19 protein-coding genes and 2 pseudogenes are annotated in these 23,933 nt (G+C 45.4%); 5 read left to right on the top strand and 16 right to left on the bottom strand.

Annotation, left to right across the window (positions count from 1 at the left end):
* Positions 1-7 precede the first annotated feature (7 nt).
* The gene (locus ACFTRD_RS09650) at positions 8-1,594 is read right to left on the bottom strand and encodes a TerB N-terminal domain-containing protein (RefSeq protein ID WP_379379198.1); all 1,587 of its coding nucleotides are present in this window, start codon (positions 1,592-1,594) and stop codon (positions 8-10) included.
* Between the two features lie 231 nt (positions 1,595-1,825).
* Positions 1,826-2,425: a biliverdin-producing heme oxygenase gene (locus ACFTRD_RS09645; protein ID WP_379379196.1), complete on the bottom strand. Its 600-nt coding sequence runs from the start codon at positions 2,423-2,425 to the stop codon at positions 1,826-1,828.
* Between the two features lie 194 nt (positions 2,426-2,619).
* Here ACFTRD_RS09645 and ACFTRD_RS09640 point away from each other — a divergent pair, with 194 nt between their 5' ends.
* The 4 genes from ACFTRD_RS09640 (at position 2,620) to ACFTRD_RS09625 (ending at position 5,182) form a co-directional block, all read left to right on the top strand.
* Complete coding sequence (locus tag ACFTRD_RS09640; protein ID WP_379379194.1) at positions 2,620-3,417, top strand: Nif3-like dinuclear metal center hexameric protein; 798 nt, start codon at positions 2,620-2,622, stop codon at positions 3,415-3,417.
* A 104-nt stretch (positions 3,418-3,521) separates the two neighbouring features.
* On the top strand, positions 3,522-3,947 hold the full coding sequence (locus ACFTRD_RS09635; RefSeq protein ID WP_024633836.1) for a DMT family transporter: 426 nt from the start codon (positions 3,522-3,524) through the stop codon (positions 3,945-3,947).
* A gap of 33 nt (positions 3,948-3,980) precedes the next feature.
* Positions 3,981-4,679: a Crp/Fnr family transcriptional regulator gene (locus tag ACFTRD_RS09630; RefSeq protein ID WP_379379191.1), complete on the top strand. Its 699-nt coding sequence runs from the start codon at positions 3,981-3,983 to the stop codon at positions 4,677-4,679.
* A gap of 17 nt (positions 4,680-4,696) precedes the next feature.
* Positions 4,697-5,182: a DMT family transporter gene (locus tag ACFTRD_RS09625; RefSeq protein ID WP_379381261.1), complete on the top strand. Its 486-nt coding sequence runs from the start codon at positions 4,697-4,699 to the stop codon at positions 5,180-5,182.
* 85 nt (positions 5,183-5,267) lie between these two features.
* Here ACFTRD_RS09625 and ACFTRD_RS09620 read toward each other — a convergent pair.
* The 13 genes and pseudogenes from ACFTRD_RS09620 to ACFTRD_RS09560 all read right to left on the bottom strand — a co-directional run.
* Positions 5,268-5,480: pseudogene (locus ACFTRD_RS09620) on the bottom strand (YebC/PmpR family DNA-binding transcriptional regulator); the annotation flags it as partial.
* Positions 5,481-5,657: 177 nt separating this feature from the next.
* A pseudogene (locus ACFTRD_RS09615) lies at positions 5,658-5,741 on the bottom strand (TCP-1/cpn60 chaperonin family protein); the annotation flags it as partial.
* A gap of 420 nt (positions 5,742-6,161) precedes the next feature.
* Positions 6,162-6,437, bottom strand: a complete 276-nt coding sequence (locus ACFTRD_RS09610; RefSeq protein ID WP_379379189.1) for a DUF7674 family protein — start codon at positions 6,435-6,437, stop codon at positions 6,162-6,164.
* 162 nt (positions 6,438-6,599) lie between these two features.
* Positions 6,600-7,904, bottom strand: a complete 1,305-nt coding sequence (locus tag ACFTRD_RS09605; protein WP_379379187.1) for an alpha/beta hydrolase family protein — start codon at positions 7,902-7,904, stop codon at positions 6,600-6,602.
* A 178-nt stretch (positions 7,905-8,082) separates the two neighbouring features.
* The gene (locus tag ACFTRD_RS09600; protein ID WP_379379185.1) at positions 8,083-8,511 is read right to left on the bottom strand and encodes a DUF3021 family protein; all 429 of its coding nucleotides are present in this window, start codon (positions 8,509-8,511) and stop codon (positions 8,083-8,085) included.
* A 13-nt stretch (positions 8,512-8,524) separates the two neighbouring features.
* Positions 8,525-8,971: a LytTR family DNA-binding domain-containing protein gene (locus ACFTRD_RS09595; protein ID WP_379379183.1), complete on the bottom strand. Its 447-nt coding sequence runs from the start codon at positions 8,969-8,971 to the stop codon at positions 8,525-8,527.
* A gap of 599 nt (positions 8,972-9,570) precedes the next feature.
* Entirely contained in the window at positions 9,571-9,888 is a 318-nt protein-coding gene (locus tag ACFTRD_RS09590) for a hypothetical protein (RefSeq protein WP_379379181.1), read from the bottom strand.
* A 469-nt stretch (positions 9,889-10,357) separates the two neighbouring features.
* Positions 10,358-11,350: a phosphotransferase enzyme family protein gene (locus tag ACFTRD_RS09585; protein ID WP_379379180.1), complete on the bottom strand. Its 993-nt coding sequence runs from the start codon at positions 11,348-11,350 to the stop codon at positions 10,358-10,360.
* A gap of 770 nt (positions 11,351-12,120) precedes the next feature.
* Positions 12,121-12,432, bottom strand: a complete 312-nt coding sequence (locus ACFTRD_RS09580) for a tyrosine-type recombinase/integrase (protein WP_379379178.1) — start codon at positions 12,430-12,432, stop codon at positions 12,121-12,123.
* A gap of 197 nt (positions 12,433-12,629) precedes the next feature.
* Entirely contained in the window at positions 12,630-13,346 is a 717-nt protein-coding gene (locus tag ACFTRD_RS09575; RefSeq protein ID WP_062319838.1) for a YebC/PmpR family DNA-binding transcriptional regulator, read from the bottom strand.
* 198 nt (positions 13,347-13,544) lie between these two features.
* Complete coding sequence (cysI, locus tag ACFTRD_RS09570; RefSeq protein ID WP_379379176.1) at positions 13,545-15,266, bottom strand: assimilatory sulfite reductase (NADPH) hemoprotein subunit; 1,722 nt, start codon at positions 15,264-15,266, stop codon at positions 13,545-13,547.
* A gap of 54 nt (positions 15,267-15,320) precedes the next feature.
* Positions 15,321-17,159 carry an assimilatory sulfite reductase (NADPH) flavoprotein subunit gene (locus ACFTRD_RS09565; RefSeq protein WP_379381259.1) on the bottom strand — a complete coding sequence of 613 codons (1,839 nt, stop codon included), beginning with the start codon at positions 17,157-17,159 and terminating at the stop codon, positions 15,321-15,323.
* A 214-nt stretch (positions 17,160-17,373) separates the two neighbouring features.
* A complete protein-coding gene (locus ACFTRD_RS09560) occupies positions 17,374-17,763 on the bottom strand; it encodes a winged helix-turn-helix transcriptional regulator (RefSeq protein WP_379379174.1) in 390 nt (129 codons plus the stop codon).
* 178 nt (positions 17,764-17,941) lie between these two features.
* Here ACFTRD_RS09560 and ACFTRD_RS09555 point away from each other — a divergent pair, with 178 nt between their 5' ends.
* Positions 17,942-18,502, top strand: coding sequence for an NAD(P)H oxidoreductase (locus ACFTRD_RS09555; RefSeq protein ID WP_192266812.1), 561 nt, complete (start codon positions 17,942-17,944; stop codon positions 18,500-18,502).
* Positions 18,503-18,659: 157 nt separating this feature from the next.
* Here ACFTRD_RS09555 and ACFTRD_RS09550 read toward each other — a convergent pair whose 3' ends face one another.
* On the bottom strand, positions 18,660-23,894 hold the full coding sequence (locus tag ACFTRD_RS09550) for an S-layer homology domain-containing protein (protein WP_379379172.1): 5,235 nt from the start codon (positions 23,892-23,894) through the stop codon (positions 18,660-18,662).
* Positions 23,895-23,933 lie beyond the last annotated feature (39 nt).

The raw sequence follows: 23,933 nt of genomic DNA, 5'->3' as shown, positions 1-23,933 counted from the left end.
TGTCCTATCACCTCTTTACTTGTTCAAACACATTCATATATTCCGAAACCAGGCGATCCCCTTCTACCAGCAGATCACCAATCGTTTCCATAGCCACATCATTTATTTCATCCAGCAGAAGTGCGGGCATCGTGCCATAACGCTCAGCAACTCGCATCAGCTCCGTATCCGGATTATCGCCAAGCAGGGCATGGATGGCCTGTACATGCTGAGGAGAGAGCATCCCTGAGAAATGTGCCCATTCTTCATCCAGATCAGCAGAAGAGGCTGCCTCCCATTGCAGAGTCAATGGCTCCGTGCCCGTTTGTCCTTCGGAAGTGCTAATGTGGACTTCAACGCACGGCTCCTGCTGGTTGCACGCCTTCGTATCTTGTTGTATTTCTTTTACATCATCCGTTTCGTGAACTGAATTCGGGATTAACAACGTCGCTCCGCTATTCCCATCTTCCCAAACCTGCTCTTCCTCAATCATGAGTGCTCTCCGTACATACTCGCTTTCCTGCTGCAACGATGCAAGTTTCTCTGTATCAATTTGGATCAACGGTTGCTCTACCGCTGGCACGTGTTCGGCTGTAAAGGCTTTGTCCAAGTAACGTTCAATCACATTTGCAAGCTCAGGTTCAAGGGTCTTTCCGCGAAGTCGCCCTCTGAAACCGAGCAGTTCACGGCATTTATTTTCCGTGCATCGAAAAACTCGGGTTACGAACTGGACAAAATCGGCCTGCTCTCCAATCGGCACGTATGTAAGCTGAACCGATTTACCATATATGGAGTCGTCATATACAGCTTTGCGAAACAGCATGCGTTCCATGCTCCGTTCCTTATTCAGTAGTTCAAACTGCTCTGATATCCCCGCCTTACGTGTGCGCAGAAGATAAGAATCGACCAAAGACATTACCCGGGGAATGTACTGTTCCAGTACTTCTTTGCCGCCATCCCTGTAAAATTTGCTGAGTGTTATGTCGTAATCGTAGTATCGTTGTAACAGTTTCAGCGAAACGTCCGATATATGATTGTTCAGCAGCCGTTGCAACTCCATATCCAGAACCTCCATGGGCAGATATCCACTTGTGAGGTCCACCATCTCGGAAATGGACATATTCAGCTTGTGTACCAGTCCATAATCAATGATCCACTCCTGCATATACACATCCAGTTGCGGAAGGCGTTCACGGTAGTTGATCCACAGTTCTTTTAATTGATCATAACCAGACTGGGGCTCCTGCCAACCAATTCCGTTAATCAGCTCATAAATGTGAACAAACAGATAGGAGAGATCCGTATCCGGGAATCGCCCTTGCCGTACTTCGGTCCTCCAATACATATACCACTTGCGTTGGGGTGCATTCATAACACCATAGGTCGGCCAATAACTCATGAAAGGAACCCATGGAGCTTCCTCCCCCTCCACCTCAGCGAGCTGCCTCGCCTCCTCCACAAATCGTTTCTCCGAAGACAACATGCCACCAGACAATGTTGGATTGAGATCAACACGGACAATCGTTGAACGATCAGGAACAGGAACAGCAGCTGTCTCTGGCTCCTCACTTAAATCTATCTCCATAAATTCCAGTTGTCTTGAATCCTCTTTCATCGAACTCTATTTCACCATCCTTCACAAAAGAATACGAACAGGTGTATCCATATGCCTCATTATAGCACTTGTTTTGTGTCTGCGGTGGCGAAAATAGGACTTTCCCTTTAACAACAAAAAAGAGATGCGGTTCAAACTGATATCCAGTTTAACCCACACTCCTCTATACGGTATTACTATATCCTATATCACTTCAATAAGGCATTCAGAATTTCGTTTTGTAAATTCATTTTATAATGTATCTGTATGAATCCATTGATCAAGCAACCGGAATGTTTCCGAAGCCGTATGCACCATAATGTCATGATCTTCTTCCCCGGAAATGGATTGGCGGAGCATCTCCGTGAACTCGGCCCATCTAGTTCTGGTTTCCGTGCCATAGGCATTAAAATATTCCAAGCCCCGATCCGCTTCAATCGGCAGGAACTGTGACAATCGTTTGGTCATGATCTGACCTCCGTTGGTAGATCCTTCAATGACATATAAATAACCGAATAATCTGGCAGGTGTCGAGATATCCGGAAGGTCTTTACATAAAGGAACCTGACTGATTTCCTCTTCACTGGCGCCAAGATTCCGCAGGTCATTTTCAAGCAAAATCGCTTTACCTCTAATCCCGATATCCAGTCCCGTGCTCTCCCAGAATGGTAGCTGTACCGCCTGATCTTCCAATGGTTTCAGGAACCCGTAAAATTTCTCCAGATATTTCTTATACGCTCCCAGGCTAATGGTTTGATTCATAATAGCCTTGGCAAAATTGTTCTGTTCCACTTGTCTGTGATAATGAGCCGTCTCACTCTTCAGACGTTCCATAATGGTACTGGCTGTCATATAATCATCACCTTTCTAAGTCTAGGGTTGTCGCGGCTGCTCCATTTAATGTGTATAAAGATTCTATATAAGTATACTTTTTCTTGTACGAGAAAACGATATGAATCTGATAATCGGAAATGGCATATCCATAATGCTGTTCTTCCATCAACATGATACACTGGGCATATCCTGTTATTGGAGGAATGTTGCATATGAATATAACCATTCAACACATTATAGACCACCTTACTACCGAAGTTGAGTTTCCTGAAAACACGGTGGATCAATTGATTACGGGCTCTCCTAGTCAGAAGGTCACAGGCGTCTTTGTAACTTTTATGCCTACACAACATGTAATTGAGCATGCGATACAGCGTGGAGTTAATCTAATTATCGCTCATGAGCCTCCCTTCTATAACCATCATAGCCATACCGATTGGCTTGCCGAAGACCCTGTCTATAACACGAAAAATAGTCTGATCAACGAAGCGGGCATCGCCATCTATCGCTGTCATGATGCCATTCACCGCTATCAACCGGATGGCATTACGGAAGGATTGGTTCAGGCATTAGGGTGGTCCTCTTATGTAGAGCAAAGAAGGCCGGAAACCGACATTCTATCCCTTCCGGAAGGAACAACAGTCGAAGATGTTGCCCACCATATTAAAAATAAACTTGGAATAGAATATGTGCGGGTGGTCGGCAGTCCAACAATGATCTGCACACGTGCAGCAATTCTGGTCGGTTTTCGAGGAAACGGTAATCTGACCATTCCCCTGCTGCAAGACGAAGGACTGGATCTCATTATCGCAGGTGAAGGATTTGAATGGGAAACACCGGAGTACATCCGTGATGCTGTGCAACAAGGAAAACAAAAGGCTCTTATTATGATGGGACATGCCGAAAGTGAGGCTTCCGGTATGAAAATGTTAGCAGAGAGAATGGCGAAGAACTTTCCTGAACTGCCTGTTCACTTTGTAGGAGAGCAACCTGTATACAGAGTACTCTAGATGCGGTGAATTCCAAGCTGAGGACATTTGTCCTTGGCTTTTCGAGTGAATTTATCATTTAATAGAAATCGAAGAAGTAATGATGCGACAAGGAGAGTACCACCATGAGAGGAATTATTTTTGCACTATTAGGCGGTGCATGTATCACCCTGCAAGGGGTCGCTAACACCCGAATCAGCACGGACATGGGTACATGGCAAGCGGCAACCATAACACAACTCACCGGGTTCATTCTGGCAGCTCTGATTCTAGTGTTTGTACGTGACATCAATCTACAAGGATTAAAGCAAGTGAAACCCATGTACCTGGCGGGAGGTGCATTTGGAGCAGTTATCATTTTCAGTGAAGTTACGGCAATCCAGCAAATCGGGGTAACGTTTACGATCTCCGCCCTGTTAATTGCACAGCTGTTTCTAACCTTTCTGGTCGACAGTAACGGATGGTTTGGCGTCGTGAAGCAAAAGATGAAACTGCCGCAATTTCTGGGTATCGCTTTAATGGTGACTGGCGTCATTATTATGAAGCTGTAGCTATTGGAATAAAGTCGGGGGGTGAAATACATTATGGAAGAGTTCCAAAATGGACATCAATTATTGCACTATTTGAAGCAGTATCAACTCGAATCGGTATTTCACGAGCCCCTGCGTCCACATATGACATTATGCCACTTCGAGAAGTGTGAATTGATCTGCCGCGAAGGGGAATTATCCGAATATTTGTACGTACTGGTTGAAGGGAAGATCAAAATCTTCACGACCTCATCTCAGGATAAAACACTTGTGCTTTGCTTCAAGACACCGTTAGAAGTGGTTGGTGATATCGAGTACGTGCGGGAAAGCAACATCGTCAACACCGTACAGGCCGTCTCACCTGTCGTGATGCTGCGCATTCATTATCAATGGCTGGCTGAACATGCCAGCGAGTACGCACCTCTGTTGAAATTTTTGCTCAAAATCATATCCCACAAGTTTTATATTGATTCGAACTTCTCCAACTTTAACCTGATGTATCCGGTCGAGGTTCGATTGGCCAGCTATTTGCTCTCCATTTCTACCGAAGAAGCAGGAACAGTTGTCCACGAAGAACTGGACGCCTTCAATCTGACGGATATCGCGAATCTGATCGGTACGAGCTATCGGCATTTGAATCGGGTGATTCAGAAACTGTGTGCGGAGGGATTAATTATGCGGGATCAGGGATTTATTATGGTCAAAGATCGGGCAGGTCTGGCAGAAGTGGCGGGGCACAACATCTATGAATAAGGAGAGCTACATCTATGATCATTACAGGTATTTTGCTTGCGTTACTGGCAGGTTCTCTGGTCAGTCTGCAGACCATCTTTAATAGTAAGGTAAATGAACGTACTGGCTCGTGGTCCACGACAACGATGGTGCTTTTCACTGGGTTTATTGCATCGTTTCTGATTTCTCTGCTGGTGGAGGGCAAAAATACGTTCAGCTTCCAACATATGCAGCCCTGGTATTGGCTTAGCGGAGCGATTGGGGTTGGGGTGGTCTTCTGTCTCGTTCAGGGCATGAAGCTGCTCGGCCCCACCTTTGCCATCTCCATTGTACTCACATCCCAGCTAAGTTTCGCCCTGCTCTTTGATTCCATGGGGTGGCTCGGACTGGAGAAAATTCCATTCTCGTGGAACCAACTTCTAGGGGTTCTCGTCATCGTCGGCGGCATCGTATTATTCAAGTTTGGCGGTAGAAAATCGGCAAAATCGAAAAAATCTCCTGGTGCATTGCAATCCGACTCCTAGGAGAACAATAAAAAGAGTGTCTGTCCAATCCCGTTGATTGGCTAGACACTCTTTTTGGCCATTGACCATGTATCGTTCAATTCGCTTAAACGAACTCTACGTTATGGTACACTTGCTGAACATCTTCAAGGTCTTCCAGGGCATCGATCAGCTTCTCGAACTGAGCTTGTGCATCCTCTGGAAGTTCAATATGGTTTTGCGCAAGCATCGTCAGCTCGGCTACGGTGAACTCGGTAACACCCGCAGCTTTAAATGCTTCCTGTACCGCATGGAATTGATCCGGCTCGGCATATACGATATATGGTTTGTTACAACTCACTTTTTGTATGAAATTTTATACGTTTATCATATCAAATTATGAATGATTTTACCATCATAGTTCGTATGTATATCCATCTTCAAGAAAGCCAGTTAGTTTGTCAGAAATAACCAATTCTGTTATCAAGAACATAGCTACTACGGAAGTAGCGTTTTACAGAGCAGAACGAGTTACTTTTACAGAGTCAACGATACCAACCCATTCGCAAGTAGCTGCGTTGTAACCTACGCCTACCTGCTCTGACGGTATGCAGAATCGTCACTATATTATATTAAATTGATATACAATGACCAATTCTTTTACAAGTGCTTTCAATTCCAACATAAAGCAGTGGTTGTTTGATGTAAACACTCACTGTTATTCAAATCGTTATTGAGTTTACGTTATTATCGAATTTCTTAGCAACGTCCTCAGAACACCCAATTATTAGCGGGATTTGAACCCACGACCTCACCCACCCCAAGGGTGCGCGCTACCAGGCTGCGCTATACCCCGATTGACAATTCCGTAAGGACAATACTTAGTTCATATATTCTAACACACAAACCACTACCTAAAACTTATCGTTATTGTTAATTGTAAAGTGGTCGGTTTGACCTGTAAAGTAGTCACAAGTTTTTTCTTGGAGTGTGGTCGAGCCATTAAAAAATTGAAAAAACTCTAAAGAAAAATAAAAATCCTCAGCAGTCCCCAATCAAATCGTCGGTAGCTATAAAGATTATTTTGAGTTGCCATCCACTCAAAGAAGTTGAAAAACTTTTCTATCTGTTCTATGTCATCATTTTCGCAAAGCAATTTTTCAACATAGGTAGATACTTCATAACCAAAAAACACATGTCCTAAAAACTCTTGATTAAACTCAAAATGTTCTATATAACATTCGTAGAATTCAGGAAACTGTCTTATGAATTGATCGATTAAAATATCATTTTCCAATCTCATACCTCCTATTTACATGGGGCTTTATATTTTCCTATCTACTTTGAAAGCGATTATTTTACCAAATGGCCCAACGCCCTAATCACACGCAAAAAACATTGTGGATCGGTTACACAAGTTGTAATTAGAGATTCTTCTTCCTGCATGCGGAAAACATACTCAATACGTCGCTTTTGGAGCAAACTGACCTTGATTCTTTAGAGCATAGTCAAAAAAACGAAGGATAAGTTCATTTTGAGTTTCAATCGCATAATATTTATCGATATCTGCTTTTCCGCCTTGCAACAGGTATGCCAATATAGGCGAGAATAAAGGTAGGTCGGTTAAACTTAAATGTTTTGCGCCTTTAAAATGAACGTTGTATGCACCTTTAAAATTTTCATTCGAAATTCTATTCGCGATATACGTAGAAATGCTGTCTAGCTGTATCCACACATCATCCGAATAAACGTTAAGAAGCGGAATGGTGTAAGCTTCGCGTTTTGCAGTTAATTCGTTCGTAACTTTATCATACACAAGCTCGCTAAAGAACGGAGCATCTATATTTACTACGGCGTCAATATCATCGCGCTCCCTGCTCAGTGCTACGCTTGCGGCCCCCCCCATAGAGTGGCCGAACACGCCTATTTTCCGTGTGTCAATGCGTTCATATACAGAATCTTTTTTTTGCACGGCTTGTTCCTGAATTGTATTTATGACAAAATCCATATCATCTGTTCGCAATTTCATCCATTTCTGAGTAAGCTCGAAATACTCACCAAGCGAATAAACCCCTTCTTTATTTGAATTGCTGACTTCTTGCATGTACTCAGGGTTAGCCGTCACGACCTTTCCATCTTCAGAAACGGTATAAAAAGAATGATAGGGATGGTCAATGGAAACAACGACATAACCGTGGCTCGCAAGTTCTGTAAAGGTAGACGTGTTGCTTGTTTTAATACCGAATGCTCCATGGGAAAACACAAGCAAAGGATATGATCCGTCTGCCTGCTCAGGATACCAAAATTCCACGTTAACAAACCGATTGTCATCTTGATCCGTAAATTCTTCGATACGATTTTTGTCCACATAGCTGTAAGTGGCGGTCGCCACGGCATACGGACCTGTCACTTGCGGCAGCCTATGCTGTGGAAAAAGTAAAACAGGAACAAGGGTAACGACTTCGATCAGTGCTAACAAAAGGAATTTCCATATCGTAGAGAATGCTTTGTAACGCGAAGAGTGTGTTTGTTTACGCAGAAGTGTAACCATTTCCTTGAACGCTAATATAAAGAGTAAGCCTGTAAACAAACCCCAAGTGAAATCCCATACGACAACTTTCCCGAAGATCAACATCATAAATCCTATAAATATTACGATTCTCGTCCAACACTTTATCTTGCTGCGGCTTTGCTTGGTTGCAATAGAATAAACGGCAATTGCCAGCTCAAAAGCCAACGTGACAACAAGTATTAAAATCTCCATAAGACTTCTCTGCTCCTCCTCCAACTTTTTATGAGTTCATCATAAGAAATGGCAGAGCAGGTGTATACACATAAACGATAAGCTGTAGCTGAGAGCCAATAAGTTGCAAAAATTAACGCCATAAGGTGTATTCAAGCTGCGAATAAGACTTTATTTAGGAGCGGTTTGTTTAAACCTTCTATATCTCGTTTTTAAATGTTTTTAGTCTTTCATTAATCTTTTGAGCTTCCTTTTTGTCATTTCTATATGTCAGTAGGCGAACGATAGCGTATACTACGGCAATTTGCAAGGCCAATAATAGTATACCGGAAGTGGTGTATACGAGATTCAATATGACAGCAAGAGAAATTAAAAGGGCCTCCAGAAAAAAGAAATGAAAAACCAACCGGAAGCGCATTTTGTTCTCGTTAATAGCATGCGGCGTGTATAAAATAATTCCGGTCAAAGCACCCAGAAAAGAGAAAGCCATAATGGTATAAATCGAGTTTAATTCGAAACTTGCATCAGGAGCATAGATTTGCCGCAAAATAGTGATGATTATAATGATGGAAGCGAATATAATTAAGAAATCTCTAATCAATTCTTTAATGAGCTCGGAATACTTCATATTGGTCCCCCTTTTATAAACCAAGTATGTGTTTAAGTATTGGCACATACTGCCGTGATATGACTACCTTCTCCCCGTTATCCAATAATGCTTGAAAACGGCCGCTGATCGAAGGATGAATACTGGAAATCTTAGCTATATTTAGAATGGTGGATTTGGAGGCGCGAAAACAATGATTTTTTTGGCAAAGTTCCTCCAGTTCATAAAGCTTTTGTTTGACTTCATGAACGTTGTTCTTACAATACGCAAACACTTTTCCGTCAACAGCTTCAAAATAATAAATATCACTAATTTTGATGCGACTGATCTTATCCTCATGATAACCAAGTATAATGAGCGTTTCGGTTTTTACTTTATTAACGAGCTCATGTATTTCTTCGTCTACTTGGTGACACCTGATGCGGATCTCCTCTTCTTCTGTATGGTCTATTACTTCGATGAAAATTTTAATAAAAATCACCCTCGGAAATTCGAATTAAAACTTGTTACGTTTATAACGTGAATCATAAACGAAAACGCGTAAGCTTCTACTTTAAGCAACTTAATTCCATACAAAAAGGACTATGTATTGGCTACACTAAGTTGGTCAGAAAAAGCTACAACCACTTTTATTAATGCAGGCGTGGGATCTCTTTCTATTGATCAACACGACGCTTCTGAGAGCCTGTCTTCGAGGGCTCGTCGCTCGATCTGCCCGGTTGGGTGAAGAAACTCACGGGGAAGACAACGATTACCGTCGGATCCGTCGGTCTGAGCAATGAATTCAAGAACTTATATTTAGAAGGCAAGGGGCCTGTCACCGGGACATTTACGACCTGTTAGAGCATCTGGAAAAGTGATGATCGATCCGTTCACCGCGGGATGGGCTCTCCTCGCCTATCTGGAGTGGGCAATGAAGTTTCGAGAAGACTGCTACCGTTAAACTCAAGAACTAGTGTCATTTATAATGTAAAAACGCTTTTGTGGGTGTATCCATAAAAAGCGAGAAGTATTCGGATATGTTCCATCCAGAATACGTAATACGTGAATAGAACAGGACACGTGAATTTTTGAAAAAAGCTAATTATCCATATACTGCCGAGCGTGAACCGGCGTACCTTTAGTTACTTCACCTGTCACTGTGTTGATTTCCAACGGTTCCACCAAAACCTTCCATTCATTATCGCTTTTGAAAACTTTATAAGGGAGTGGTGGTGACTGTTCGTAGCTTTGTCCTGCATACTTTTCGATCACTGAAATTTCAACTTCATTACTGTTGATTTGCTTGCTTCCCACAATTTCATACCCAGTAGTAGGATTGCTTTTGAAATCCTTTTCATATCCTTTTTCCCTACTTTTCTCATCCAAATAGTTTATATCTTTTGAATATAACATCATTCCCTCTGCATCCTTAGCAATGTAAGCATCATAGTATTCAGTTGCTGCCTCCATCGGAGTTTGAGCAACGACTCTTTCTGCTGTTGTAGTTGATGTTACTAAAATAGAACCAGCAACAACTCCAGCAAGTAATAGAATACTAAATTTTCTCTCTTCATGGATCGAGGCTCCTTTTCAATAGTTATTTTTCAATTGTTCTTTAGGTGTACTTATATAACGTAGTAAATTACTGGGAAGTTGTGAGATTTCTGTTTTTTTAATCTATAAAATAGTGGACTAACATACTTGAAGTTTTCATGAAGGCGCCCTAGGAGTCTCCCGTCTTAAAAGGTATACAAAAAAGGATTGTCAGCACGATCCCTATTGTCAGTCCGCTAGTTGAAAACAGCAGATGATCACTTTGATGCCTTCTCAGTTTTATTGAGCTAACGTTTCCCGTTAGCTCAATGAGTATCCTCCATTTAGTCGTTCAAAACTCATCGATCAACGAGATACCTTTAGTAATCCTCATTCTACTATCTTGCAAGAAATCGCGGGTCCAGTCATCTGGTTTGCTTAAATCCCAGCTCCGATGCATACCTACAACCACAATGATTTCGCGAAGTCTAAGGAAAAGCTTCAACAAATCCTTCCATTTGTCTGGCATTCGTCGGCCATCCTCTATATAGCCTAGCTCGAAGTGCTTTATGAAAAGTTCATACTGGTCCTTTCGTTCGAACTTCGAATCTTCTCCGAATACATATAGCAAGTAATACAGCTGGATAGCAATATCCTCGACATACCAACTGTACTGGCACTCGTCGAAGTCAAATAGAGTTAATCCCCCTGCTTCATCGATCGTGAAGTTTCCCACATTAATATCTCCGTGGATCAAACCAAAATTCTCCGCATTAACAGGCAGACTCCCCAATTGTACTTTAAGTTCATCAAGGGCAATAAGGATTGGTTGAAGTTCTGACGGCAAATAATCCTCGGCTCGTAAGAGGTATTCATTAAACTCCCAAGTGTGCCTTTTGGCAATCGTAGGGTTGTAAAGCTTCGCTAATTCATGAAGTCGGCCCGTTATACGTCCACACTCTTCATAAAGTATAGAATTGCCTAGACATTCTGGATATCCCATTTTACGGCCTGGTGCATGTTTAAAGGAAGTTACGTAAAAATCCATTTTATTTCCTTGAACTAGTTCGCAATACTCTCCATTAATTGAAGAAATCGGTTCTGACACTGCTATACCACTCTCTGAAAGATAATGAATCCAATCCATTTCTGCTACAAGTCCTTCCGACGTGCGAAGAGTGCTCGGAGTGAAACGGAGAATATATTTCAATTCGTCACGATTATAGGAATATATAAAGTTTTGAAAACCTCCAATGAAAGTGAGTTCCTCTTGGCTGACCCCATAACGCGCGGCGCCTTCTGCAGCATGTTCGTCCAAGAACAATAATTTTATTTTTGGGTCCATTAGTTCTCCTTAGTAATAAAGATTAAATTATGGCCTAACTCGCTGTTTCCTAAATTTAACAAAATGAATGCCTGGTGACATGCGAAAGCCCCACTTTCAAGATTTTTCTATTCCATAGCAATCATACTAATCCAACTTTTTACAGTCAACAAAAATGGTTGATCTATTGCGCTAACCTGCCCGTTAGTTTAATGAAAAAGACAGCCGATTAACTTACCGACTGTCTAAATTTAATTATCATAAGTCGTTTTAATAGGGATTGTTAGTGCGTTCTATACGATCTACATTTTACTTAGTCATCATCATCCTCATCGTCGTACATAGCTTCTATACTCGACATTTGGTACTCTTCACTTTCCAAGTGGAAGGGTTTGATTCTACTTTGCTCGTATTTCATCGTCACTAATCTATCTATCAATTCATTACTAGATAGTAACTTCAAGAACTTCTTTTGATCTATCAGTTTCCTCTCAATCTTCCACATTAATTTTTCAATGGCAGTAAGTCGTTCATTAGTCATAGAACAAGCTAAACTTACTATCGAAGACATTACTAAGTCTTATTAATGCTTCAGTTGTACTTTCTGAAAGAAACAACTCATTACACATAGTACATTCGGCTCCCTCCAAGGATATTGATTTGAATGCACTCAGGCTCAATAGAATCAACTTGTTTCGTAAACTCAAATAATAATCACCTTTGAATGCACTGATCATTCTCTTCACTTCATCATCATCGAATGTTTGAATAAGAACTTTGGGTTGCTTCAACTACTTCAACCCTAAAACAGGATTTCTTTTCTCAGCAATATAGCCTTCCTCCACAATGAACTTGAAAAATGAACGGATATTCTTTTGAATCCCATTAATATATGATTCAGACAATCCCTTTTTCTTCAAGTTCATAAGATACGCTTTAATGTGCGATGTACTAACTTCCTCGATTTCTGTAACTGCAAATTCGTTACACAAAAAGTTTAGGAAAGCCCTATTGTTATTGCGGTAGCCTTTTATAGTACGAACACTGTAATTTTTGATCTCCAGATCAAATAAGAACTCTCTGTAAACATCTTCTAATAACATAAAAAAACTCACTTTTTGTATAGATATTCCATACAAAAAGTGAGTTTAAAGTTACACCATCCTCAAACAAGGACGAAAAACGTACATCATCATAAAATCCACCAAGCAAAGGCATGTATATCCTCGCTTATTAAAACAATTGGCGGTTTTAAGGACAAATTTCCGTCTTATGACTAGAGAAATGGCTTTCAATTCGCTTAAACGAACTCTACGTTATGGTACACTTGCTGAACATCTTCAAGGTCTTCCAGGGCATCGATCAGCTTCTCGAACTGAGCTTGTGCATCCTCTGGTAATTCAATGTGGTTTTGCGCCAGCATGGTCAGCTCGGCTACGGTGAACTCAGTAACGCCGGCAGCTTTGAATGCTTCCTGCACGGCATGGAATTGGTCTGGTTCGGCGTAGACGATAACCGATTCATCTTCATCCACGATATCACGTACATCCACATCTGCTTCAAGCAGGATTTCAAGCACTTCTTCGGAAGTCTTACCTTCAACCCCAATTACCGCTGTAGGATCAAACATATAAGCAACAGAACCACTCACACCCATGTTACCCGCGTTTTTGTTGAATGCGGAGCGCACTTCCGGTGCAGTACGATTCACGTTGTTGGTGAGGGCATCCACGATAACCATGGCACCATTAGGTCCGAAACCTTCATAACGCAATTCTTCATAGTTCTCGTCCCCGCTGCCTTTTGCTTTTTCCATGGCACGATCGATAATCGCTTTGGGTACGTTATACGTTTTGGCACGTTCCAGCACGACTTTCAGTGCGCGGTTCGCTTCCGGGTCCGGTTCGCCCTTCTTGGCAGCTACATAAATCTCAACGCCGAATTTGGCATAGACCCGGCTTGTATTTGCATCTTTTGAAGCTTTTTTTTCTTTAATATTATTCCACTTACGACCCATATCGTTTCCGCTCACTTTCAACATATAATCTGCTTTCTACTTTGTCATTATATCTTGTTGGGCGTACTTCAACAAGTTTAGACTCACGAAAAAATGGTAACAGACAAGTAGACATAACCTTCAAAATTTTAAGTTTAGTTCCATAAACGCCAAAGAAGCACCTCCCTAAGGAATGCTTCTTTGCACAAAATAAACTAATCAGGCATGAAACTGCTGACCGTCCAGCACTTCAGGCACATAACCTGCACGAATGACAAAATCCCCAAAATGCTCACCGTCAAGGCGCTCTTTGGCATACTGATTCACCATCGGAGTCAATGTATCCAAAATTTCGGTTTCGCCAATATTTTCTTTGTACAATTTGTTCAGGCGATGCCCGGTAAAACTTCCGCCAAGATACATATTGTACTTGCCCGGAGCTTTACCGATAAACGAAATCTCGGCCAACATCGGTCTTGCACAGCCGTTCGGGCAACCTGTCATACGAATGACAATCTCTTCGTCTCTCAATCCCGCTTCGTCCAGAACAGGCTCAAGCTTGTCGATCAGAGAAGGCAGATATCGTTCGGACTCCGCCATCGCAAGGCCGCAGGTCGGAAGCGCAACACAGGCCATGGAACTTCTCCGGAGTGCCGAGTAATGAGCACCATCCGTCAGATTGTATTGCTCAATCAGTGCCTCAATCTTTTTCTTCTTCTGGCTGCTTACATTACCAATAATCAGGTTTTGGTTGGCAGTCAGGCGGAAATCTCCAGTATGAACCTTCGCAATTTCACGCAAGCCCGTCATCAATGGGTAACCATCCACATCCTTCACACGTCCATTTTGAATGAACAATGTGTAGTGCCATCTGCCGTTGCTGCCTTTCACCCAGCCGTAACGATCTCCGTTATGATCAAAATGGAATTCGCGCGCCGCATCCAGCTTCCAACCGAGACGACTGGTCAGTTCCTCCACGAACCAAGCCAAGCCGCGGTCATCGATTGTATATTTAAAACGGGCATGCTTACGAACTGCACGATCCCCATAATCACGCTGAATCATAACCGTCTTCTCCGCGACATCAATCATTTGCTCAGGTGTGCAGAAACCAATGACTTTGGAGACCTGAGGGTACGTCTTCGGATCACCATGAGACATCCCCATACCACCGCCGACAGAAACGTTAAATCCTTGCAGCTTGCCGTTCTCTACGATGGCAATAAAGCCGAGATCCTGTGAGAACACATCTACATCATTGGATGGCGGAACAGCAATCCCGATTTTGAACTTCCGTGGCAAATACACCTTGCCATAAATCGGTTCCACTTCTTCATCGTTGTCCTGTGAATCGATAACTTTCTCCCCATCCAGCCACAGCTCGTGATAAGCACGGGTGCGTGGATCCAGATGATTGCTCACCTGGCATGCCCATTCATATACTTCGGCATGAATATCCGATTGATCCGGATTCGGGTTGCACATCACGTTCCGGTTGACGTCGCCACACGCAGCAAGGGTGCTGAGCAACGAATCATTCACTTCACGAATGGTATTTTTGAGGTCCCATTTGAGGACACCATGCAGTTGAAATGACTGGCGTGTCGTCAGACGAATCGTCTCATTCGCATATTTATGCGCAACACGATCCATCATCAGCCACTGCTCGGGTGTAACGATTCCTCCCGAAGCACGCACACGCAACATGAATTGGTAGGCAGGCTCCAACTTGGATTTATTCCGCTCATTACGCAAGTCACGGTCGTCTTGCATATAACTTCCGTGATGTTTCATCAGGCGGTTATCGTCCTCCGGAATCGCTCCACTGATTCGATCTGCCAGTGTTTCAGTCAGACTTCCGCGCAAGTAGTCACTTTTGATCTTTATATCTTCCACATCGCTGTTCACGCGCTGCGGGTTAAGTAAGTTATTATAAGCCATGCTGCTTTCTCCTCTCGTATCCACGGGATACCTTATCCGCCACATGTTCTGGAATTAGTACACATCCCGCTGATAACGTTTTTCCTGTTGCAACCGTGTCAGATATTCCGCTGCCTGTTCAGGTGTTAAGCCACCCTCTTGTTCAAGAATTGTTGCGAGTGCAGCATGAACATCATGTGCCATTCGTTTCTCGTCACCACAGATATATATAACTGCACCTTCCTGAATCCACTGATACAGCTCTTTGCTGTGTTCCAGCATCCGATGCTGCACATATACCTTTTCCTCCGTATCACGAGAAAAAGCGACATCCATCTTCGTCAGAACCCCATCCTTGAGCCAGCGCTGCCATTCAGTCTGGTAGAGGAAATCTGTGGAGAAATGCTGATCACCGTAGAACAGCCACGTCTTGCCTTCTGCGCCCGTCTCTTCACGCTCACCAAGGAAGGATCTGAACGGAGCTACGCCTGTACCCGGCCCGACCATAATGATTGGAGCATCCGGGTTCTCCGGTAATTTGAAGTTTGGATTTTGCTGAATGAAGACAGGCAATGTATCGCCGATTTCGGTTCGTTCAGCCAAATGAACAGAGCATACACCGTAGCGCTCTCTGCCGCGCGATTCATAACGTACAGTACGAACGGTAAGATGAACTTCATCCGGGAAAGACTTCGAACTGCTTGCGATCGAATATAGACGTGCCGGGATTTTACGAAGCACAGCTATGAAGGAAGCCGCCGAAATGCCTTTGAGTCCGTAATCCTGTACCAGATCCAGCAGATCACAGCCGTTCATGACCTTGCGGAATTCCGAATCATCTGCGAGCAGAGCAGGCAGTCCGCTACCCGGACTCAGCTTTGCCAACTGCTCAACAACCGGTTTCGTAACAGCGGTAATTTCGAAGTAACGCAGCAGTGCTTCACGCACAGATACTTGCTCCCCACTTTTATTTACTGTAACGCGCTCATCTGCATTCCATTCCATGGATGCAATCAACTCATCCACAAGTCGTGGGTGATTCTCAGGGTATACACCCAGGCTGTCTCCCGGTTCATAGTCCAGATTGGAGCCCTCCAGAGACAACTCAATATGACGCGTCTCCCGGTCAGACCCTCTGCCGTTCAAGTTCAGATTTTCCAGCACTTCCGCCTTGAAAGGATTCGTCCGGTTGAACTCGGATTCTTCGCTACTTCCTGCCGCTCCAACGGCTTCACTGGTTACCGTCCCCGCAGATGCCGGTGTGCTGCTGAGTGAAGCAAGTACATCATTCATCCACTCTGCCGCCGCTTCATCAAAGTCAACATCACAGTCCACACGGGGTACAAGCGCTGTTCCGCCAAGCTCTTGCAAGCGATTATCAAAATCCTTTCCTGTCTGGCAGAAGAACTCATACGAAGTATCTCCCAGAGCCAATACGGAGTAACGCAGTCCATCGAGCTTCGGAGCCCGTTTGCTATGCAGGAATTCATGCAGCGGAATCGCATTATCCGGCGGTTCGCCCTCTCCATGCGTACTGACAATAATGAGAAGATTCTCTATTTTTTTCAGTCCGTTTGGTTTGAAATCTCCCATTGCAGACAGGGTCACCTGGAGTCCCTGCTCTTCCAGCTTTTTCGCCAGTTTCTTGGATAGTCCGCTGGAATTTCCGGTTTGTGACCCAAAAAGTACGGTTACTTCCCGGGAAACCGTTGGTGTATTTGCAGGTGCCACACCTGCCGATTGTACAGGCTGTTGTATCCCACCAGCGGGTGCGGTCACAGCTGCAATCCCCTGAATGGCTGTCAGATATCCGCTTAACCATGTTTTCTGTCCATCGTTCAATGTAGGAATAAGGCGATTGAGCAATTCAATCTGTTCCTGATTAAAAGGGCTGTTTGTCACTTGAAGTTCCACCATTTGCCACCTCGCGCATTGCGTCAATTTTAATTCCTACTAAAATGATCATATTAATTTCTACTACTTAGAACCTAACACACGGGGTGTTGAGGGTCAATTTCGATGATTTTATGGCATTTATCAGTTTCGCTGATAAAGGACAGAACAAAAACAAATAACCTCCGCTTCAATTGAGGGAGGCTTTTGTTTTATTTTCATTTTGGCGGTCAGTTCAGTTTGAATTCGAAAGCGGAATATAGTCACTAAAATGATCTTCCAGCACTTTGCTTTTATCTCCATATACTTTGTCCAAATGATTCTCTCCCCACAGACAGATACGGTCGATGATTTCCTGCAATGTCAAGCCATATTCGGTCAGCTCATACTCTACCTTGGGCGGAATCTCGGGATGAATAATTCGATGGATGATTTCATTCTTTTCCAAATCACGAAGCTGCTGGGTAAGGACCTTTTGAGTAATGCCAGGAATGGCTCTGCGAAGTTCACTTGTTCGTTTTTTACCTGATATCAGTTGATGCAGAATAAGAATCCTCCATTTTCCACCGACCAGTTCCAGCATCGCCTGCACACCGCTCTCATATCTTTTCAGTTCCTGTTCCACTCGTTGTCCCCCTTAAATCACATATATGTATATCCATTATTAAAAGTAACCGAAGAACCTCAAGGTATCTACAGCACTCGAAGGTGCGTACTTCTCAATTAGATGTCATGAATCTTATAATAACATTGGTCAGCACGCTAAACCAAAAATTGAAGAAAAAAAGGATGGTTACTTATACATGAAAATCAAACTGGTCGTTACTCACCCAAGACAGGATTCTCTAACATTTGCCGTGATGAATCGTTTTATAGAAGGGATAAAGGAGAATGACCACGAAATCGATATCCTCGATCTGTATCGTGATGGATTTGATCCGTTATATAGCGTAGAAGATGAGCGAGATTGGCAAAACCCCGATAAGCAGCATGCCCCTGTGATTCGCAAAGAGCTGGATCGCGTGCTCGCGGCGGATGCCATTGTATTTGTTTTCCCGATCTGGTGGTACAACGTTCCTTCCATGCTCAAAGCCTATCTGGACAAGGTATGGAACATGGGGCTGCTGAACAAGGCAAACTCCAAAAAGGCACTCTGGATTGCACTAGCTGGAGGAACGGAGGCTTCCTTCCATAAATACGATTATTACAACATGATCTCGAACTATCTGAATAATGGAATCGCAGGCTATGCAAGAATGCAGGAATCCCGAGTCGAGTTTCTCTATGAAACCATATCCGAATCCAAAACACATATCGAAGGTTTGCTGGAGCAAGCGTATCAAATCGGCAGACATTACAATTGACCTTGGCAATTGGACAGAAGGCTACTCATTTGGTTGAGAAGCAGACTTTCACCGCCTAGTTATTGCCCATGCCGGGCACACAAGCAAAAGGCTTACGTCATCCTGTAATCCAGGTTGAAGTAAGCCTTTTCTCCTTACACTACAATTGCTGCTATCGTCATTTAGGCCAAACCATTTTGTTCATCATCGCATACAGCAGCGCTGCCGATTCAGCACGAGTCGCATGGGCAAGAGGTTTCACCTCGTTGTTGTATCCACCGACGATGCCCAGATTTACAAGCAGGGCTACACTGTCACGGGCATATGACCGGATCATCGAAGCATCGCGGAAATGAGCGAGGCTATCCTCCGAAGCCGATTCGGGCTCGACCAGTCCGGCCGCTCCAAGTGCCCGTACCGTCAGTGTCATCATTTCCTGACGGGTAATGGTTGCTTCAGGTATAAAGCGTCCATCGCCGGTGCCGCTGGTGATGCCAAGCGAACGCGCCGCAGATACCGCTTCATAGTAGGGCGCCTCTGCACTGACATCAGTGAACGCATTCCCGCTTGAAGTGTTTAAGCCCAGTGCGGTTATTAACCACTGCACGTATTGACCACGCGTCATATCCGCTTTGGGATGCAGCTGGCGGAAATGACCGTTTGCCTCCGCATCAATCACTCCCCGGACAGCCAATGCCTTCATCGCTTTCTCGGCCCACTGCACTTCTGAAAGGTCAGCGAACGTGTGCTCCACAGACATAACAACATAATTTCCTGTCGGTGACGTTACAGAGAATATAACTTCACCGCTGTTTGCATTGTAATGACTTTGCGGCAACGGGGTTGCCACACCCCTCGCGTCAATGGCAAACGCTACAATCCTTTCCTGCAGTGCAGCTTGCGCTGATTTGTAAGGCAGATGAAGCGTCAACTCGCTCCCCAACGGCCATTCATGACCATCCAGATGCAGTTCAAATTGAACCCCATACTGCTTGCCTAGTTGATTGGCGACCGTTTGCGGCAGCACTGTTCTGATTAGTCGTACCGAAGCGATCTCCTTGCCCTTCACATCCTTTGTTAACACTGTCGCGGGAAGCTTTAACGTCCCGAGTTCCGTAACGATATGAAGTATGTGTGACTCGCCATGATCCAACAACGCAGACACGGGCAGGGACACTTCATAAGCCGTCGCTCCCAAGACCGGCTTCAGCCGTAGTTCAACCAAACGTTGGCCAGCATCTGTAAAGGGAGCAACTTTGAAAGCCTCTCTAATTGTTGAAGCTTCCACTTGGGTCTTTACTTCGCCCTTCTGGTCAGGCTTACCCTGCAGCACTAGAACGGAGCGGTCCTTTTGCAGCTCAGGTTTGGGTGAAGGAGCCCCTGTGCTTGGGATACTGCCTCCTTCCTGCTCTCCGGAGCTGCCAGAGCCACTTCCTGAATTCCCACCTGAATTGCCGCCTGTACCTCCACCTGGGTTACCGCCCGAACCGTCGGGGTCTGTTCCTCCAGGGGTAGACACATAGGCTGGCACCGTCACTGTCAACGGCCCTGTCATGGATTTACTATCGTCAGAGGTTCGAGTAATCTCCAATTCTAGCGTTACCAGCGTTTCCTTCGATGGCGGTATGATCGTTCCATCGGTTTGAATGACGGACGGTACCGAACTGGAAGCGATCTCCACCGCAAATCCTTGCGGCACTTTCGGCAGCTCCAGCCTCTTCGCACCTGCAGAAGGCTGCTCCAGTGCTGTAATGCTTGCAGCCACATCGGCAGCGGTCTGTTGGGCCGTAAACACCTGATAAGCGGAGGACAAACCGCGCATCGAATGCCCCGCCGCGTCAAAAGCTTCCACTTTATAATAATAACTGGTGCCGGGACTCAGTCCGTTATCCGTATATTCCCGCAAACTGCCGCTGTATACGACGCTGTACTCTCCTTTCTCGCGCTCCGAGCGATAGAGCTTGTAGCTCGCTGCACCGAGAAGAGCATCCCAACGGAGTGATGCACTCGTTGCAGCCGTTATATCGGCATCCAGCCCGGCGCTATCGTCTGTAGATGGCACGGCATCAGGCCTGGCGATCAAGATCCAGCTGATTAGCGGGTCCTGTGATGCCGTATTGCGTACGGTCAATTCCAGCTTGTTGTCCGAAACGACAATGCCTGTGTGGGCTCTAACACTGGCCGGTGTATAAGTAACGGCACCGGTATTCGTGCCGTTGATGAGGAAATTCGCTTTGCGCGACATGTTCGTCCACGGATCGTTGAACCCGGCGTATACATCGTATGTCCCGTTCGGCACATCGAAGGTATAGGTCAGATCACTGCCTTTGGGTGAGTTGCTGACATTACCGCCGTTCAGATAACGAACGGTCGAGAACATATCCCCGCCGCTCGAACCGGAAGGCAGCGCATCGGCACTGACATACCCCCAATTTCGTCCTTCCGCCGGGGCGTACATCTGATCCGCCATTCCCGGGTTGGCAAGCGAGCCTTTCATGTAGGCGCCCATCAGCTTGTAATCGGCCGTTTCGTATCCGCCGCTGTTCACGAAAAACAGCGTGTTCTCCGGAATGACATATACACGGACCGCCTGCTTTTTGTTACCGAACTCCGGTGTCGTTACCTGCAGCGTGATCGGGCCGGGCTTGGCAAAATCGTCTGCCGTCATGGCCCGGTTATCCACCGTCCACACCGCTGGTGTTGGCACAAGCGTGCCTCCGTCACGCACGTTGACCGTTGCTGGCAGGGACGGCACTTTCCCAAGCGGCACAGCCTCCGGCATCGGATCGGCGATGTCCACCTTGCCCATTGAATTCAGCAGATCGGGCGTCCAGCTGTCGTACCATCGGATTGCAATGTCAGAGCCTATTCCGAACTCAATCGGCAAGAACACATATTTTGCTCCATCATTGGAGAAATTGCCGCCATTCCATGTATCTCCCACGTAGATGAATTTTCCTTTTTCCGGATCGACTGGAATTACCGATGTGGTCTGCGTGCCGAACGCCTTGCCCGGATCAGGATCGCTTGGCAATGTGCGCACAAACGGATTGGTCATCGTTGACCAGGGACCAAAAATGTTATCCGCTACCGTTACTTTGTTCTCGTTAGGGGCCCAACCCGATGCTCCGGAGGTCAATATATAATATTTGCCCTGATACTTGAACATCGCTGGTGCTTCACGTTGTCCTCCTGGAAACACGCGCACATAATCGACGCCATATTCCGCCTGATAGGTGGAATCCCGTACCGGATTGCCTTTGTCATCCGTTCGTCCTTCCTTATGCCACCCTGTTACGTCACTGTAGTCTTCATTCAGTTTGGAGATATACAGCGTCAGGTTTTCCTCACTGGAATAGATAAGATATCCGGTACCATCGTCGTCCTTGAACAACGTCATGTCACGTGCCATGCCCCGATCGCTTGGGAAGTAGTCTTTCTCCCCTTCGGGAGCTCTGTCCATCCGGTAACTCTTCTGATACACGAAGGGCCCTGTCGGGGAGTCACTGATTGCGTAACCGGCCTGTGCTTTGCCATAATTGGCATTATCATTGTACGGGTCCTTGTCTCCATCGATATGGGCCCACATGACGTATTTCTTCGTTTTGTCATTATAAATAACTTTTGGCCGTTCGATAATACGCCCTCTGCGGATGTCCGCCCAAATGTTCACTTTGTCCTCTCGCCCGGCGTACAATTCGGAAATGATCGGATCATTGTCAAAATCATCCATCGACTGAATCGTCCTTAGAGCCATGCCTTCATCTGTCCAGTTCAGCAAATCTTCTGACGAATACACCCGTACACCAGTGGCTGGCCATCCTCCTGTATGGTATTCACCGTACCAATAATATTTCTCAGTCTGTTCATCATAGAAAAAGCCTGCCCCATGCGCGTCAATCGGCTTGCCGCCCTGATCCGGCCACAACTGTCCGGGCGTAAAGCTCGTGCGGATGGTGGCAACACCCAACGGTGCCGATGCCGGAGAAACAACGCCGTCTACTGTTGCCTGAATGACATAAAAATATCCCGTGCCCGTCGTCAGGCCGCTATCACTGAACGAACTTTCATTACCGCTGTATACTTGCTGATACGTACCAGCAGCACTGGTTGCCCTGGACACGGTATACGTTACATCCGATCCTGACAAGGGGTTCCACCCCAGAGAGATCGACGTATCGGTCATGGCTGTAGCGGCAAATCCTGTAGGGGAATCAAACGAATACGTCGTAGCCTCTGCCGGAATGAACGCTGACTCTCCAGCAGCGTTGAAGGCTGTTACACGATAGCTGTAGCTACGCCCTGGCATGAGCCTTTCATCCTTGAAAGCAAGTTCCTTGCCTTCGTAAATTTGCTCGTATTGATCGCTGCCCGTCTCTGCCCGATTCACACGGTAACCAGTCGCCTTGTCCACGGCGAGCCAGGACAACTTCACGGTTGTGGCATCGATTGCTACAGCTTTCAGTTCGCCTGGAGCCTGTGGAGCAGCGGCTGTCGTACGAACCTCCAGTGGCGCAGACCATAACGATTCCGTCATCCCTCCGTATTCATATGCGAGCTTGTAATAATACAATGTATCGGTGCTTAGTCCCTCATCCACGTAAACCTGAGAACCCGTGCTGGTTACCAGAGAATATCCACCTTCAGGCGTAGACGAACGATATAGCCGATAGTTTGTGGCACCTGTTACTTCGGCCCAGTTCAGTGAAACCGAAGACACCGATTGCTCATCACTGGAGAGGATAACCTCATTCCCTGGCGGCGGTTCGGCAATAATAACGTCATCTATATGTACCGACTGCCAGCGATTCCGAATGCCGACCGTACCTGCCCCGTAGGAACTGTCTACCAGATCAAAGACTAACTTATCCGTGCCGTTTTCGACGATGTATCCGCGAATGGAAGTACCTGACAACACCATTTTGAGCGTATACCACGTATGTTTGGCAAACGCATAATCCACCGATTTCAACGTCGTATCGGTTCCGTTCACCCGCTTGGAGAAGACGAGTTTATTGGAAGGAACCTGCATTTGAAAATAATAAAAGTTGCTCTTATCCTGAAACCGCGGCAAAATCCCCGGATATCCCTGACCCGCCCCTGTATAAAAACGCATGGATATGGACATGTCGGCCAAGGGATCACCGGTGGATATAACGCCTTCCCCGGTATCGTTCTGAAAAAGAGTATCGTTGGACGCATCCGCCGGGTCCGCGATTACCTCCCAATTGCCTGAGCTTACGTTCCACGCAGGTGATGCCGTATAATCCCCGTCCGAAAATTCGTCCTGCAGCAGCGTGATGGGTATTCCGTCCACATCCGCATATGCCTTGCCTGGTGACATCAATGGTCCGGAGGACAACGCCAATGTAGCAGATAACATGAATATCAAGGGTTTCCTGAGTTTATCCAATGTTCATTCTCTCCTTTGCCTCGGAAGATGAAAGCATAG

It is taken from the genome of Paenibacillus sp. NPDC056933 (assembly GCF_042674385.1).
GTDB lineage: Bacteria > Bacillota > Bacilli > Paenibacillales > Paenibacillaceae > Paenibacillus.
The sequence above is the reverse complement of the archived record's forward strand: the minus strand, read 5'-3'. Positions and strand labels throughout refer to the sequence as shown.